14 protein-coding genes are annotated in these 15914 nt (G+C 57.6%); 7 read left to right on the top strand and 7 right to left on the bottom strand.

What is annotated here, in order from left to right; genetic code table 11:
• Positions 1-6: 6 nt before the first annotated feature.
• From CKW23_RS12585 to CKW23_RS12575, 3 genes are all read right to left on the bottom strand, one after another.
• The gene (locus CKW23_RS12585) at positions 7-915 is read right to left on the bottom strand and encodes an ABC transporter permease (RefSeq protein WP_025259651.1); all 909 of its coding nucleotides are present in this window, start codon (positions 913-915) and stop codon (positions 7-9) included.
• 8 nt (positions 916-923) lie between these two features.
• Positions 924-1841: an ABC transporter permease gene (locus tag CKW23_RS12580; RefSeq protein WP_025259652.1), complete on the bottom strand. Its 918-nt coding sequence runs from the start codon at positions 1839-1841 to the stop codon at positions 924-926.
• A gap of 80 nt (positions 1842-1921) precedes the next feature.
• Complete coding sequence (locus tag CKW23_RS12575; RefSeq protein WP_025259653.1) at positions 1922-3442, bottom strand: ABC transporter substrate-binding protein; 1521 nt, start codon at positions 3440-3442, stop codon at positions 1922-1924.
• Positions 3443-3629: 187 nt separating this feature from the next.
• Here CKW23_RS12575 and CKW23_RS12570 point away from each other — a divergent pair, with 187 nt between their 5' ends.
• The 4 genes from CKW23_RS12570 (at position 3630) to CKW23_RS12555 (ending at position 7456) form a co-directional block, all read left to right on the top strand.
• Positions 3630-4538 (top strand): LysR substrate-binding domain-containing protein, encoded by a 909-nt coding sequence (locus CKW23_RS12570; RefSeq protein WP_025259654.1) that lies wholly within the window; start codon positions 3630-3632, stop codon positions 4536-4538.
• A 146-nt stretch (positions 4539-4684) separates the two neighbouring features.
• Complete coding sequence (folE2, locus tag CKW23_RS12565; protein WP_095067667.1) at positions 4685-5590, top strand: GTP cyclohydrolase FolE2; 906 nt, start codon at positions 4685-4687, stop codon at positions 5588-5590.
• An 11-nt stretch (positions 5591-5601) separates the two neighbouring features.
• Positions 5602-6162 carry a carbonate dehydratase gene (locus CKW23_RS12560; RefSeq protein ID WP_025259656.1) on the top strand — a complete coding sequence of 187 codons (561 nt, stop codon included), beginning with the start codon at positions 5602-5604 and terminating at the stop codon, positions 6160-6162.
• A 127-nt stretch (positions 6163-6289) separates the two neighbouring features.
• Complete coding sequence (locus CKW23_RS12555) at positions 6290-7456, top strand: DUF1624 domain-containing protein (RefSeq protein WP_095067666.1); 1167 nt, start codon at positions 6290-6292, stop codon at positions 7454-7456.
• A 233-nt stretch (positions 7457-7689) separates the two neighbouring features.
• On the opposite strand, the gene CKW23_RS12550 is transcribed toward CKW23_RS12555, so the two are convergent.
• Together CKW23_RS12550 and CKW23_RS12545 are read right to left on the bottom strand one after the other, a co-directional pair.
• Positions 7690-8418 carry a DUF4198 domain-containing protein gene (locus CKW23_RS12550; protein ID WP_095067665.1) on the bottom strand — a complete coding sequence of 243 codons (729 nt, stop codon included), beginning with the start codon at positions 8416-8418 and terminating at the stop codon, positions 7690-7692.
• Positions 8419-8438: 20 nt separating this feature from the next.
• Positions 8439-10550, bottom strand: coding sequence for a TonB-dependent siderophore receptor (locus CKW23_RS12545; protein WP_095067664.1), 2112 nt, complete (start codon positions 10548-10550; stop codon positions 8439-8441).
• Between the two features lie 321 nt (positions 10551-10871).
• Here CKW23_RS12545 and CKW23_RS12540 point away from each other — a divergent pair, with 321 nt between their 5' ends.
• Complete coding sequence (locus CKW23_RS12540; protein ID WP_143008681.1) at positions 10872-11525, top strand: hypothetical protein; 654 nt, start codon at positions 10872-10874, stop codon at positions 11523-11525.
• Between the two features lie 79 nt (positions 11526-11604).
• Here the strand turns inward: CKW23_RS12540 and CKW23_RS12535 are convergent, their stop codons facing one another.
• Positions 11605-13101 carry an aspartate/glutamate racemase family protein gene (locus CKW23_RS12535; RefSeq protein ID WP_025259661.1) on the bottom strand — a complete coding sequence of 499 codons (1497 nt, stop codon included), beginning with the start codon at positions 13099-13101 and terminating at the stop codon, positions 11605-11607.
• Positions 13102-13112: 11 nt separating this feature from the next.
• Positions 13113-14408 (bottom strand): dicarboxylate/amino acid:cation symporter, encoded by a 1296-nt coding sequence (locus CKW23_RS12530; RefSeq protein WP_025259662.1) that lies wholly within the window; start codon positions 14406-14408, stop codon positions 13113-13115.
• Positions 14409-14634: 226 nt separating this feature from the next.
• On the opposite strand from CKW23_RS12530, the gene CKW23_RS12525 reads away from it, so the two are divergent.
• Together CKW23_RS12525 and CKW23_RS26215 are read left to right on the top strand one after the other, a co-directional pair.
• Positions 14635-15549 (top strand): LysR substrate-binding domain-containing protein, encoded by a 915-nt coding sequence (locus tag CKW23_RS12525; RefSeq protein ID WP_025259663.1) that lies wholly within the window; start codon positions 14635-14637, stop codon positions 15547-15549.
• Positions 15550-15565: 16 nt separating this feature from the next.
• Positions 15566-15880, top strand: a complete 315-nt coding sequence (locus tag CKW23_RS26215) for a hypothetical protein (protein ID WP_143008680.1) — start codon at positions 15566-15568, stop codon at positions 15878-15880.
• Positions 15881-15914 lie beyond the last annotated feature (34 nt).

The following is a 15914-nucleotide window of genomic DNA, read 5'->3' as shown; positions in this document are numbered from 1 at the left end:
CCTCTGTCAGTTGCGCCCATCGGGCAGGATCAAGTCACGCAGGCCGTCACCGACCAGGTTGATGCCCAGCACCAGCACCATCAGTGCGACACCGGGGATGGCGATGACCCAGGGGGAAAAGAACATGTAGGGTTTGCCTTCGGCGATCATCAGGCCCCAGGACGGAATCGGCGGTTGTACACCCACGCCCAGGAACGACAGCGCCGACTCCAGCAGGATGGCGTGGGCCATTTCCAGGGTGGCAACCACGATCAGTGCGCCGACCAGGTTGGGCAGGATTTCACTGGCCAGGATGCGAAAGGTCGAGCAGCCCAGTGCCTGGGCCGAGGCGACATATTCGGCATCGCGAATCTGTTGCACCGCCGCACGGACCACCACTGCGAAACGGTCCCACAGCAGGCAACCAAGCAGAATGATCACCACTTTCAGCGAACCGCCCATCAGCGAGGCCGAGGCCAGCGCGACCATGACCACGGGCATGGCCAGGCGGGTGGTGATCAGGTAGCTGATCACGGCATCGACCTTGCCGCCGAAGTAGCCGGCCAACAGGCCCATGACCGTGCCAATCAGGCCGGAGATCAGTGCTGCCGAGAAACCGATGAACAGTGAGATACGCGCGCCATAGAGAAGGCGCGACAGGTAATCGCGGCCCAGCTTGTCGGTGCCCAGAATGTAATCCCAGGTGCCGTTGGCCATCCATACCGGCGGCTTCATGCGCAGCATGACGTCCTGAGCGTAAGGGTCGTAAGGCGCAAGCCACGGAGCAAACAACGCGCCGAACAGAATGATTGCCAGCAGCAACATGCCAATCGCAAAGCCGCGATGACGCAGGCTGTTACGCAGGCTTCGCAGGATGCTTTTCGCCGGTGGCTGGTAGTCGTTGATGACCAGAGCGGATGAGGTTGTCGTGCTCATGGGGCCTCCTATTTCACGCGAATGCGCGGGTCGAGCAGTGCGTTGAGCACGTCGGCCAGCAGGGTGAGAACGATGTAGATCACGGCAATCAGCAACACCACGGCCTGAACCACCGGGAAGTCGTCACGGGCGATGGCATCCCAGGCCAGTTGACCGATGCCTTGAAGGGAGAACACCGTTTCGATGACCACCGAGCCGCCGAGCATGAAGCCGAATTCCACGGCCGCCAGTGCGACCACTGGGATCAGGGCATTGCGCAGCGCGTGCTTGAACAGCACGGTCGAAGGGCGCAGCCCTTTGGCGCGAGCAGTGCGGATGTAATCGGAGTTGAGCACATCGAGCATCCCGGCGCGGGTCAGGCGCATGATGGCCGGTGTGGCGTAGTAACCCAGGGCAATGGCGGGCATCACAAAATGCGCCCAGGTGGCATTGCCGGAAACCGGCAGCCATTTCAGCGTGACCGAGAACACCACGATCAGCATCAGGGCAAACCAGAAGCTGGGCATCGCCTGACCCAGAACCGCGATGCTCAAGGCCAGACGATCAATCCAGGTATCGCGCTTGACCGCTGCCAGTACGCCCAGCGGAATGGCGATCAAGAGGGCGATGCCCAGAGCCATGGCTCCCAGGCCGAGGGTGATCGACAGGCGCGAGGCGATCAGGTTGTAGACCGACTCCTGAAAGAAGAACGAATCACCCAGGTCCAGGCGCAGCAGGTCGCCCAGCCAGTTGAAGTATTGAGTGACCAGCGGCTTGTCGAGGCCGTACTGCACACGGATCTGCTCGATCTGTTCGCTGGTGGCTTCCGGTCCGCCAATGGCGGTGGCCAGGTCACCGGAAAGGTGCAGGAGAGAGAAACTGATGATCGACACGGTAATCGCCACGCACAGGGCGATACCAAGGCGACGCAAAAGGAATCCATACATGGCAAGTGACCTTGTATCCATGGGATGACATTGATGAGTGCGCAGTGGTGCCGCACTCACCGATTTACTTCAGGTGGCGCTTACTTCCAGCTCGACAGAACGAAGCGCGGCAGCTCGTCCGGGTAAGGCTTGAAGTTCAGGTCCGAGACATACGCATAGTTCATCGAGTAGTTGAACAGCGGTGCCCAGTAGGCCTGTTCGCTGATGCGCTGCAAGGCCAGGCGGTAGTTGTCCTTGCGCACTTGTGGGTCCAGCGCGTTGTCTGCGGTTTGCAGCCAGCCCTGGACTTGCGGGTCCTTGATGTTGTCGTCCGGGTTGCCTTTGAACCATGTGCCGGCCGAGGCCGAGGTGTCGAGGATCGAGAACGAGCCCCAGGCCTGGAACGACATCGGCACCTTGCCGCCGCGCTGCTGGTCACGCAGTGCCGCGTATTTCAGGTAGCGAAGCTTGGCGTTGATCCCTACGGCGCGCAGGTTGCCGATAATCGCCTCTACATAGTCTCGGTCACGGTAGGCGAAGATTTCAGTCTCGAAACCATTGGGATAGCCCGCTTCTGCAAGCAGCGCCTTGGCCTTGGTCGGGTCGTAGTTGTAGACCGTTGCCGCCGTGGTGTCGCAACCGAACTGACCAGGGTAGCAGGCCACTTGCAGCGGCTTGCTTTCGCCGCCCACCAGTTGTGAAGCCAGGCCTTCACGGTTGATCGCGTGGTTGATTGCCTGACGCACCTTGAGGTGCTTCATGGGCGAATCGGCGCTGGAGGTGCCACGGGCATCGAGGATCAGAAATCCGATACGCATGGTCCCGCCGCTGGTCACCACCAGGCTTTGCATGCCCTTGAGGCTTTGCGCCTGATCCGGTGCCACGCGCCAGACCCAGTCAACGCCACCGGTCATCAGCTCGGCGAGGCGGGTTTCGGAGTCCGCAATCACCTTGAACTGGATATGACCGATTTTCGGCTGGCCTTGCGGGCTGCCCTGGAAGTAGTCCGGGTTCTTGTCCATGTTCACGCCGACACCGCTGGTGATGGACGCAACCTTGTAAGGGCCGGTACCCACCGGTTTGCGGCTGAACTCAGCCAGGCCGACTTTCTCGAAATAGTTTTTCGGGAACATCGGTACGGCATTGGACAGGTATTCGAGTGCGGCCGGGAAGGGCTTTTTCAGGTGCAGGCGGACGCTGTAATCCCCCAGCTTTTCTGCGCTCTTGATCCAGTCGACGTTTTGTATGGTGACGACCTTGGAGTCCGGCGACACCACGTAGTTGAGGGTGAACACCACATCGTCGGCCGTGAAGGCATCGCCGTTGTGGAATTTCACGCCCTGGCGCAATTCGAAATCGATGGTGCTGTCGTCGACCTGTTTCCAGCTGGTGGCCAGCATGGGTTCCAGTTGGCCGCTGTCGGGGTTGCGATAGACCAGGTTATCCCAGATGAGTCGACCCAGAATGACGCCTTCGCGCAAGTCGTTGTGATAAGGACTGATGTTTTCAGGTTCACTGTCGGATGCGTAAACCAGCGTGTCATCGGCTTTGCCTGCGAAGGCGGAAAAGCTGCTGAACAAGCCCAGCAGCGCAATGCTGCGAGCGAAACCCTTGATGCCCATGCCGTCATCTCCATAAGGCGAAGTGGTTGTATCAAAGGGCAGTGGATCGCAAATGCGAAAGGAGAAAGGAGTACAAGCAGGCAATGGTTTTATTAGGCCTCGACACGACTCTAGGCAAAGCGTATCAATGCCACAAGCACAATCTTTCGATACTTGCTTTGCCGAAAAGGCAACGCTGGAGGCGTTCATGCAGCTCTACGGTGTGCAATCCACGGCCTTGCGCTACTTTCTGGAAGTGTCGCGCTGCGGGTCGATCAGTGAGGCATCATTGCGACTGAATGTCGCGGCATCGGCGGTCAGCCGCCAGATCGCCAAGCTGGAGCGGGATCTGGATGCGGTGCTGTTCGAGCGGCGTGCCCGAGGCATGGTGTTGAGCGAGGCGGGGATACGCCTGGCGGCCTATGCGCGCAAATCCCAGCTCGAAGCCGAGCAGGTGGTACTGGAAATCACCGAATTGCACGGCTTGCAGCGCGGTCATGTCCGCATTGCCTGTTCCGAAGGTTTCGCCCTGGAATTTCTGCCCAAGGCCATCGCGCTGTTTCGCCGGACCTATCAAGGCATCCATTTTTCACTGGAAGTCTGCGCACCGGCCCAGGCCACGGAAAAGGTACGCTCCGGCGATGCTGACCTTGGCCTGACGTTCAGCCTGACGCCGCAAAAGGAGATCAAGGTCGAATACATCCATACCGGAGCCATCTGCGCGGTGGTGAGCAACCACCATCCTCTGGCAGAACGCCCGGAAGTCTCGCTGGCAGAGCTTCAGCCTTATGCCATCGCCTTGACCAATACCGATACGACACTGCGCCAGTTGTTCGATATCTGCTGCGGCGTACAGGGCCTGCTGTTCGATCCGGTGCTGACCAGCAATTACATAGGCGCGCTGTTGCGCTTTGTCCGGGAGGAGGGCGGCATCAGTCTGTCCAGTGAAATGACGCTGGACAGGCGTCTGCTTGGCAAGGAGTTGCGCTCTCTGCCGATCAGCGACGAAGGCATGAAAGCCCGACGCATCGAGTTGCAGAGCATGGCCGGGCGCAACCTGCCTGCGGCGGTCAGTGCGTTTCGGGACTTCCTGATCGAGGAGCTGGCGAAAACCTGATGCGCAATACCCGAGGAGGCATGTCTGGTTCTCTGGTTGCTAATGTTATAGTGTATCAATATTGGCTGGCGTAGAACGTTGCCCATATCGCTTACATCATGCTTCGCCCGTGGTGGCGAAGCAGGCCAACGAGATGAACTACAGAAATGAATAACCCCCTCCCTGACGTTGCCCTGACGGAAGTTTCCAAAGTCCTGATTCCCCTTGACTGGGTAGGCATGCAAGGTGTCGAAGTCCCGATTCATTTGGGCGAACCCGGTGTGGCGCATCCGATACATGCCTATGTGGATCTGCAGGTCGACCTGGCGGATCCCGGCGTCAAGGGCATTCATATGTCGCGCCTTTATACCTTGCTCGACAGCTTTGCCGAACATCAGCCATTCATTCCTGGCACCCTGGCGGCGTTGCTTGAAGCCATGGTCACCAGCCATGCCGATTGCCATTCCAGCCGCGCCCGGCTCAAGGTGAGTTTCAATCTGTTGTGTCGCCGACCGGCATTGAAAACCCCAGGCCTGAGTGGCTGGAAATCCTATCCAGTGACATTGAGTGCGGTCTGGGCAGGAGGGCGCTTATCCCTCGATGCCTCGGTGGATGTCACGTATTCCTCGACCTGCCCCTGTTCGGCAGCCTTGTCGCGCCAGTTGGTGGAAGAGGCGTTTCTGGCGCGCTTTGCCGGTCAGGAAGCATTGAGCCCTGCTCATGCGGCGGCCTGGCTGCGTGAAAATGCTTCCTTCGCAACACCTCATAGCCAGCGCAGTGTGGCAACGGTTCAGGTACGCATCTCGGAGCAGGCCACCGCGCTTGGCCTGATGGCATTGATCGATGCCACCGAAAGCGCCCTGGGCACTCCGGTGCAAACTGCCGTCAAACGCGCCGACGAGCAGGCCTTTGCCCGGCTCAATGGCCAGAATCTGATGTACGTCGAAGACGCTGCACGCAAGATCCAGCAGGCACTGGAAGGGCTGTTTGCCGCATCCAGTGTCAGCGTGCGTCACCTGGAAAGCCTGCACCCCCACGATGCCGTGGCCTATACCTCCAACTATACGTCCTGAGGACTACCACCGTGATCCGCAAGAACCCTTCCGGCCATCTGCCGGTCATTGCCGAGTCAGCCTATATCGATAAAACCGCGATCATCTGCGGCAAGGTCATCATCAAGGACAACGTCTTTGTCGGTCCCTATGCCGTGATCCGGGCCGACGAGGTCAACGCCAATGGCGATATGGACCCGATCATCATCGGTGCCAATTCCAATATTCAGGATGGCGTGGTGATCCACTCCAAGTCCGGTGCGGCAGTGACCATCGGCGAATATACGTCCATTGCTCACCGCTCCATCGTCCACGGCCCCTGCACGGTGGGCGACCGGGTTTTCGTCGGCTTCAACAGCGTGCTGTTCAACTGTCAGGTGGGGAATGGCAGTGTCGTGCGCCATAACTCGGTGGTGGATGGTCGCGATCTGCCGGAAAGTTTCTACGTGCCGTCCACCACCCGCATCGGCCCGAACACCGATCTTTCGCAGTTCCCGCCGGTGAGTATTTCGGCCTCGGAGTTCTCGGAAGATGTGGCACACACCAATATCGATCTGGTTCGCGGCTACAAGGCCTTGCAGAACGAGTTCTGAAATATGGCACTGTCATGGGCAAGCCTGACTGCGGCACAATGCGCCCGGCGTTTTGTGTGAGCGAGGCTTGCCCGCACGTTTGAAGCATCATGCACCTGTTACAGCCCTCAACGGACAAGAACCTTCCATGACAACAGCTGTTCCCTCGACTCCTGCGCCGTCCTCACGGTTGCGATCGATCGACGCCCTGCGCGGGTTGATCATTCTTTTCATGTTGCTGGACCATGTGCGGGAAACCTTCTTCCTGCACCGTCAGGTCAGTGATCCGATGGATGTCGCCACGACTGCGCCGGAACTGTTCTTCAGCCGCTTGCTGGCCCACGTGTGTGCGCCCTTGTTCGTGCTGTTGACCGGGCTTTCGGCCTATCTGTATGGCGAAAAGTACAGTGGCAGAACTGACGTTTCGGCCTTTCTGCTCAAGCGCGGCCTGTTCCTGATTGCCCTGGAGTTCACGCTGGTCAGCTTCGCCTGGACCTTCAAATTCCCGCCCACCATTATTTACCTTCAAGTCATCTGGGCTATCGGTCTGAGCATGGTTGCCTTGTCGGTGATGGTGTTTCTGCCGCGCTGGGCGCTGGTGGTGATCGGGCTGGTAATCGTTGCCGGGCATAACCTGCTGGACTCGCTGCATTTCGGTGTCGAGTCGGCCATGCATATTCCGTGGGCGATTCTGCATGATCGCGGCTGGATCGAAGTCAGTGACACCCTGCGTTTGCGCACCTCTTATCCGTTGCTGCCCTGGATCGGTGTCATCGCTCTGGGCTATGCCGCCGGCCCCTGGTTTTCGTCGGCTATGGATGCTGTTGCGCGTCGCAGTCGTTTGCTGGTCTGGGGGCTGGGGGCGCTGATCGGTTTCATGGTCTTGCGCCTGATCAACGGCTATGGCGAAAAGCCCTGGAGTGTTGGCGAAACCGGCGTGCAGACGCTGATGAGCTTTTTCAATATCACCAAATACCCGCCGTCATTGCTGTTCCTCAGCCTGACACTGGGCATCGGTCTGCTGGTGCTGATCTGGTTCGAGCGGATTCAGGAGAGGGGCTGGCTGAAACCGCTGGTGATCCTGGGCTCGGCACCGATGTTCTTCTATTTGCTGCATCTGTATGTGCTGAAGTTCCTGTACCTGATTGCTGTAGCGATCTGGGGCAAGAATCAGGGCGATTACTTCGGTTTCGATGCGATGTGGGGCGTATGGCTGAGTTCAGTGCTGCTGGCGGTGGCGTTGTTCCCGGCAGTGCGCTGGTTTGCGGGGCTGAAAGCGCGGCGGCGTGATATTACCTGGCTGAAATACTTGTAATACCGAGGTACTTGTTTAGGCTTTGTATGAAAAGTGGCTGCGCTCGGTGATGCTGCGTTAAAAAAGGCTCGGAATGCTCATTTACAATACGTAAACTCCGCTTCCTCGCCTGTTTTTGCCTTGCCTGACCTTCGCTCGCCGACTTTTCGTACAAAGCCTAGAAGTAATACCGATCAGTCAAGGTCATAAATCACTTTGTGCCTTACCTGATCGGCATTACAGATTTTGTTGCATCAATCGTGATGCGCTTCCCCCACGAAGGTCAGCGAGGTAAACAGGCCCCGCGCTTCGATATCGGCATCGTTCTTGACCGGCAGCGTGACCTCCGCCGCGATCACATTTAAACCTTCGTTACGCACGACTACATTGGCGCGACCTTCAGCATCGGTTTCGGCACTCACCACGTCCGGAGCGCTGCGGTAATCCCCGAACAGCTTGATACCCGCCGCAGGCTTGCCATCCACCAGCACACGCACCGGCAACGGTTTGCCCGGTCCGACTGTCAGCGGGTCGACCTGAGGCACGATCACGAACTTCAGTTTGTCGAATGAGGGCAGGCGAGCGCCTTCCTCATAAATCGCCAGGCTGTACTTGAAGGTATGGATCGACTCGGTGCCGCCCGGTACTTTGCTGCGGCCTTCGTTGATCCACTTCTTGTCCTTGTTTCTGGTCCACATGCCGTTGTCCAGCGCGACAGACATCACCGCCACCGGCTTCAGGGGTTGCAGGCGTGCATGGTCGTCCAGACGCTGCACCGTGACCGGAACCCTCCGGCCAGCAAGATCATAGGCCCAGGCTCCGCTGACCTTTTGCGCCTTGAAGGCGTTGTCTTCTGCGCCATGGCCGTAGACCACTTCGATATTGCCGCGACGCTGTTCGGTCCACAGACCATGAGCGCTCGCATGGCCCGCGAAAAGGGCGCCCAGCAGGCTCAAGGCCAGAACTGATGGTTTGAAAATCATGATGCGTCCTTGTTTTCCGGTCAGAGGTTGAGGGTCAGGCTGACAGTGAAGTTACGTGGCTCGCCCGGTGCGACCCAGTAATTGCTGTAGGAGCGCTCGAAGTATTTCTCGTCAAACAGGTTGTTGAGGTTCAGGCCAACGGTCACGTTCTCAGTGGCCTTGTAATGGGCGAGCAGGTCTACGGTATGGTAAGCCGGCAGCTCGAAACGGGTCCCGGCTTCGCCGGAGCGATCCCCGACATAGGTGAACGCGGCGCCCACATCAGAGCCTCGCAATACGCCTTCCTGGAATTCATAAACGCCCAGCAGGCTGCCACTGCGCTTGGCGACACCGAGAATCCGGCTGCCGGTCGGAATGGTCCGGTCACCCTTGGTCACTTCGGCATCGATATAGGCAAAGGCCCCGATCACACGGATGGCATCGGTGACTTGACCCGTCAGTTGCAGATCCACGCCCTGGCTGCGGGCTTCGCCGATGGCGCGATTGCTGTCGGTGGAAGGGTCGAGGGCCAGCACGTTTTCCTTCTCGATATGGAAAGCGGCGAGGGTGGTGCTCAAGCGATCGTCGAACAGCTCGCTCTTGATCCCGATCTCGTAACCGACACCTTCTTCCGGATCAAAGCTCTTGCCTGAGGCATCCAGGCCGTTATTGGGTTTGAACGAGGTCGAGGCGTTGGCGAACAGGCCGACTTGTGGCGTCAACTGATACAGCAGGCCGGCGCGCTGGGTGAAGGCGTCGTGAGCCTGTGTGGACCTGACGTTGGTGGTGTAATCGTCAATCTGCTGATCGAAATGCTCGTAGCGGGCACCGATCATGCCGCGCAACTTGTCGGTGAACACGATCTGATCCTGCAGGTTCAAGGCGCGGCTTTCGACGTGCTCGAAGAAGTCCGTACCGGTGCGGACACCATTGGGTTTGGCCTGACCATAGACCGGGTTGTAGATATTGATGGCATAGTTGCTGCCGCCAATATTGGTGACCCGTTCGTTCTTGCGGTAGTTCTCGTATTCGGTGCCGATCAGCACCTCATGCTCCAGCCCCACGGCATCGAAACGCCCGCGCAGCTCCAGTTGGGTGATGCTGTCATGCCAGTTCATGTCGCGTTCGCGATAGCGGCGGTTGACGGTTTGCGAGTTGGCGCTCAGCGCCCGGGACTCACTGGCGTAGCCCGACAGTTCACCTTCCTTGTAATGACTGGCCAGACGCAGCGACCAGGCATCATTGAGGTGATGATCCAGCGCGACCTGGATCATGTTGTTGTCGTTATCGATATCGTCGTCCGGCTCGCCCAGAAAGGTGGAACGGGACATGCCGCTCCACTTGTTGTTCGGCGCGACGATGCCACGGTCGAAAGTGGACTTGTGGCGTACGAACTCGGTTTCCACCAACAGGCTGGTGTCGGGATTCAACTGCCAACTGAAAGACGGGGCCACGAACACGCGATTGCTCTCGACGTGATCGCGGAAACTGTTGTTGTCCTCGACCGCCAGATTGACCCGCGACAGGACATTGCCTTCTTCATCCAGAGGCGTGTTTACGTCCAGCGCCGTGCGATAACGATCCCAACTGCCAGCACTGGTTTGCAGCGTGGTGAACGCCTCGCGTTGCGGCTTCTTGGTCACGATATTGACCGTACCGCCGGGATCGCCACGGCCATACAGGCTGGCCGCCGGGCCTTTCAACACCTCGATACGCTCTATATTGGCGGTGTCCGGCGTCGTCGGGTAACCACGGTTGGCGCTGAAGCCATCCTTGTAGAACTCGGAAGTGGTAAAGCCGCGAATGCTGTACTCGTAAAGGGTCAGACCGCCGAAGTTATTCTGCTTCGACACACCACCGGCATAGTCCAGGGCGCGTTCGACACTGTTGCTGCCCAGGTCCTTGAGTACCGAGGCCGGAACCACGCTGATGGATTGCGGAATGTCCTTGATGGCGGTGTCGGTCTTGGTCGCCGTTGCCGAGCGCGTGGCCCGATAACCCTGAACCGGGCTGGTGGCCGTCTCATAGTGGTAATCGGAGGAAATGTTGACGCTGTCCAGTTCGAGGGTTTGCGGCAGTTCTTCAGCGAAACTGACATTGCCCAGCACTCCGATTGCCAGGCTGGTCAGAGACGCGATTTTACGAGACGACATGGAGGACTTCCTGATAGTTATCGATACAATATAACATCTCCATTGAGAATTATTACTGAGTGTGAATGTAACTGGATGTAAATTTTTTGCTCTGCCGATGCCCGTCGCCATGGCTTGCCGGCAGCGAGGACCGATCACGCAGGTCCCACCGATGTCTGCGATGAGGAAATCCTGATCTGCGCTGGAGGTGGGGAGTGCATCGTCAGTGGTAAGGATGTTCAGTTGATCCACTTGTATTTATATTGGCCAAGCTGTTTTGAGAGCATAAGAGGGCTGACTCCTGGCCGTGTGTACCTGCAGAAACTCTATTGGGGTGATTTTATGAGTACGTTGTATTCGCTGCGCTCGTTTGTGAAAACAGAGGGGTCTGACGCCGAGCCCGTTGTCAGAGAGCACTTGGAGCTTCTGGTGCAACTCAGTGAAGCAAAGGCCGATTATTTCAAGATCAAAACGGCTTCTGACTTGCGTGTGTCGGGAACCACGGACAATGCTCAAGTCCCCATTGAAAGCATTCTGGAAACAGACTCCAGGGTATTTGCAGTGACAAGGATCGAAGGCGATACGATAAAAAATACCGTCGAGCCACTGATGGAAAAAATATCTCCGGGCGTGGGGAGCGGGGGTAAGAAAGCTATCAATGCCATGGTGACAAACATCGTGTCCGGCTTTCTGGGGAATTCGCCAGCCTTTGGAAATACCGAAGAATATTACATTGTCTACGCTGAGCATAATGCGCTCATAAGGCTTGATATCCACCTGTGGAATCAGAAGGTGAATTTTTCAGGGGAGGTGAAGAAAGAGTTAAATGGCCTGTTGGTAATGACCTACTCGAAATCGGCCATCGACGTGCAAAAACTTAAACTGAATACATTCATTGCTCTGTATCAGCGCCAGCTTTCTTCGATAAACCTCAAGATTGACATTGATGAGATATCCCGGATCAAAAGCATTTATAGCTTGCTTCATGACGCCTGATTCCCAAAAAAAGGTCGGTTGAAGTCAGCACTCAATTCATCCAGAGGGCGCTTGTGAGGCGCCCTTTACGTTTCACTTTTCAAGCCGCATCGATCTTTACCCTGACCGGCTGTTCACCCGCCAACTCAATGCATTTCAACGCAAGAATCGTTGTGGGATCGACCAGCGCGACGGTGTGATCCTTTATCTGAAACACCTCGCTGTGGGCGAGTACCAATGGCAATTCCGTGCAGCCGAGAATCAACACTTCAGCGCCCAGTTCACACAGGTGCTCCGCCGCCAGCAGCAATTGCTCCTTGCAGAGACCCTCCGTGAATCCGGCCTTGATGCCGCGCTCGCCGTAGATGGCTTCCATGACCATGTGCTGGTAATCGAGCCCCGGCGTGATGATCTGTAGCCCTGCGCGGTTTGCCGCTTCGTGGTAGACCTGACTTTGAACCGTACCGGACGTGGCCAGGAGGCCGACGTTCTTGCCTGAGCCGTATTGCTGCACGATCCACTCCACCGTTTCGGTCAGCATGTTGACGATGGGTACCCGCAAATGAGGCTGGATGCGTCCGACAAAAGCGTGAGCGGTGTTGCAGGGGATTGCGATGGCGTTTGCACCAGCGCTTTCCAGGCGTTTGCAGGTTGCGTACATCGCCATGGTCGGGTCGGTTTCGTCATGCAGCAAGCTGGCGGTGCGATCAGGGATCTGCGGATTCTGCTCGACCACCATCTTGATGTGTTCCTGATCCTTTCCCGCTGGAGTATGGGCAACCACTTTGCCCATGAAGTCCACGGTGGCGGCAGGCCCTACGCCGCCTACGATGCCAAGTTTGAAAGGCGGGCGTGCAGACTGGCCTTTTTCCAGCGTCGCAAAGCTGGCGTAGATTTCGTTGATATCCAGAACCGATACCCCGCGGCGCTGAAGCTCTGGGCAAACCAGTGATAGCTCCGTCATACCGGGGAGCACCACCGCAGCCCCTTGCGCCTGCAAGGAGAGACACGCCTCATGGACCGTTTTCAGAGGCGCGCCTTCAAGGTGGCCGTCCTTGATGCCGTTAACGCCGTACATCGCGTCCATCAGCGCAGACTGCGCTTCTGGATCGGGGTAAACGATCCTGAAATCCTGGCCCAGATACCGCTCGAACAGCCCTGAATGAGCGACGAAATCCGAAGCAATCACGCCCAGCGTCGTTCCGGGTTTGATCCTGAGACGAATGTGCCGTACCAGCGCCTGCATCATGTCCAGCACCGGAATGCCCAGTTCCTCCTGAATTTCGGCGCGGAACGTATGGCTGGCAAAGCAGGGAAGCATCACCGCATCGACACCGCTTTCCTCGAACGACTTGCACACCTGGAACACATAGAACTTGCGCGACGTCATGTTGGCTTCCTTGTCCAGCGGCAGCCGCACGTCCTTGAACGGGTGCTGCTCGAACAGGAAGTGGTAGCGGCCCTGATCCTCAAGCACCGCCCTGGATTTGACCAGCTTGTAGAAGAGGTCACCACCGGCCAGCGAGCCCAGCCCTCCAACAATACCCAGCTTGCGAACAAAGGCACCCTTGCTGGCCGACCTGGATTTTCTCTTCATGACCCTGCTCCTCAGGCGACCGAAACCGGGTGTCCGGGTTGGGCGTGTACATCTGCGTTATCCGCTGTTTCATCGGGCTCTTCGTGTGGCTCGGATTTCGCGACCACGGCTGTGGCGATGCTGTTGCCCACGACGTTGGTGGCGGTACGCGCCATGTCCAGAAACTGGTCGATGCCGATGATCAACAGCAGCCCGGCTTCCGGCAGGTTGAACATCGGCAGGGTTGCGGCGACCACGACCACCGAAGCACGTGCCACGCCTGCCATGCCTTTGCTGGTGATCATCAGCGTCAACAGGATCAACAGTTGCTGGGTGAAGCTCAGGTCAATGTTGTAGGCCTGGGCGATGAACATGATGGCGAAGGCCTGGTACATCATCGAACCATCGAGGTTGAACGAATACCCCAGCGGCAATACGAAACTGGACACCCGCTTGGGCGCACCGAATTTCTCCAGGGCTTCCATGGTTTTCGGGTAGGCGGATTCGCTGCTGGCTGTCGAAAACGCCAGCAGAATGGGTTCGCGAATCAGCTTGCCCAGCGTGAAAACGGAACGCCCGAGGAACAGATAGCCAGCACCGAACAGCACGCCCCAAAGGACCGCAATCCCCAGATAGAACTCGGCGATCAGCTTGCCGTAATCGACCAGCAGACCCAGCCCCTGAGTCGTGATCGCCGAAGCGATGGCCGCAAACACACCGATTGGTGCCAGGGCCATGACGTAATCGGTGATCTTGAACATCACCTTGGCCAGCTCATCGATGGTGTCGGTGATCCGTGTGTAACCGGCGCGCTTGACGCCAGCCAGCGCAAAGCCGAAGAACAGTGAGAACACCACGATCTGCAGAATCTCGTTATTGGCCATGGCCTCGGCAATGCTGCGGGGAAACACGTGGCTGATGAACACCTTGAGGCTGAAGTCGCCGGTATTGACCGGCACCGCCGCCGTCGCATGCTGGGTGACGTCCATATTGAGCCCGGCTCCGGGCTGAAACAGGTTGACCAGCCCCATGCCGATTGTCAGCGAGATCACCGAAGCGGTCACGAACCAGGCCATGGCGCGCATGCCGATGCGCCCGACCGATCGTGAGTTCCCCAGGCTGGCAATGCCGCCGACCAGCGTGGCGAATACCAGCGGTGCGATGATCATCTTGATCATGCGCAGGAAAATATCGGTGATCATCGAAAAGTACGAAGCAATCTGCCTGGCATTCTGCTCGTTCCCTGCGAAATGGTGACACGCCCAACCCACCAGCACGCCCAGTGCAATACCAATGGCGATTTGCCGTGGAAGTCTGTTTTTCTTCACGAAGCTGTCCTCAAGTGGTTTTTGATTTTTTATCCGGCAGGAGACCAATCAGATTCGCCCAATGGCTCTTGTGGCCCTGGTGCTAGCGGCGATTCTAGGGAAGCGCTTGTCAGCGATGATGAGTAATCATGCTAAACCCATGCGTTTTTGGAATAGTTGCTGAAATGGCAGCGATAGGGCTGCGAAGTCGACGTAAAATGCACCTCTCACAGCGGGAGATGCGGGTATGCAAATCAAATGGCTGGACGATCTTCTGGCTATCGCCGAATGGAAAAACTTTTCCCGTGCGGCCGAAGTTCGTTGCGTGACCCAATCGGCCCTGTCGCGACGGATTCGCTCACTTGAAGAGTGGGTGGGCGTCGAGCTGGTTGACCGTGGCACCTATCCCGTGCGACTTACCGCTGCCGGAAGCGCCTTCTGTGAAGAGAGCCGTGAAGTGTTGGCAGGCTTGCTGAGGCTGCGCTCAACCTTGCGCGAAGTGGAACGCATGCCTGGGCGTTCCATTCAGGTCACGGCCGGGCACAGCCTGTCGATGACGTTTCTGCCCAAGTGGCTTTCGCAGTTTCAGCAACAGAACGAGCAATTCAACGCACGGGTTGTCGCCGCCAACATCCATGATGCCGTGATTGCTCTGGAGGAGGGCAGTTGCGACCTGATGATCGTCTACCACCATCCCCTTGCGCCCATCATGCTGAATGCCGAACGCTTCGGCAGCCTGGCCTTGGGGCATGACGCTTTCATCCCCTTGTGCGCCCCGGACAAGAAAGGCCAGCCGTTGTACCGCTTGCCGGGCAGCGCCGCAAAACCCGTCCCGCACCTTGCCTACACCGCAACGACGTTTCTGGGGCGTGTCGCTGATATCGTCACCAAGAATGGCCCGACTCCCCTCAATCTGGAGCGCTGCTACGAAGCGGACATGGCCATGCTCCTGATGCGCATGGCCATCGAAGGCTACGGCGTGGCCTGGTTGCCACAAAGCGCGGTTGTTGACGAGCTTGAACGAGGGTTACTGGTAAGAGCCGGTGGCGAAGAGTGGAGCACCCGACTGGAAATCCGCTCTTACTGCGCGATAGCCAATCAGAACCCGACCATGCGCAAACTCTGGAAAACGCTGGAAGGGGCTTCGCGGCTGAATCAGTAAATGCTGTGAGCAAATGATGGCTAAGCGTATCGCTAATGGAAACTCCCCAATTTCTGCCCAATGTTGCTCACGGATTGCAGAAGGTGATCAACTGGTTTCGGACTTGCGTGTCCGGCTTGCAGGCATGGAAGCAGTAGAAGAAAAAAGACGGCAATTCGATATGAATATCCGGAAGAAAATCGAGCAGGCGGCTGACGATGCGATAGAAAACTATGCCCGCTCGCAAAAGTACGAACGGGTAGTGGGTAGCGACTCCAGCATCGTGTACAACGAGAAAAAGGTCGTGCTGGATATCACCGAGGCGGTTATCGAGTCGATCAAAAATCGATAGTGAAATGCAGTCTTTCATGAGTGCGCTTTGCGAA

The sequence above is a fragment of the Pseudomonas sp. Irchel 3A18 genome, assembly GCF_900187465.1.
Lineage (GTDB): Bacteria > Pseudomonadota > Gammaproteobacteria > Pseudomonadales > Pseudomonadaceae > Aquipseudomonas > Aquipseudomonas cichorii.
Note: the sequence above shows the minus strand (reverse complement) of the source record. Positions and strands in the feature narration are given on the sequence as shown.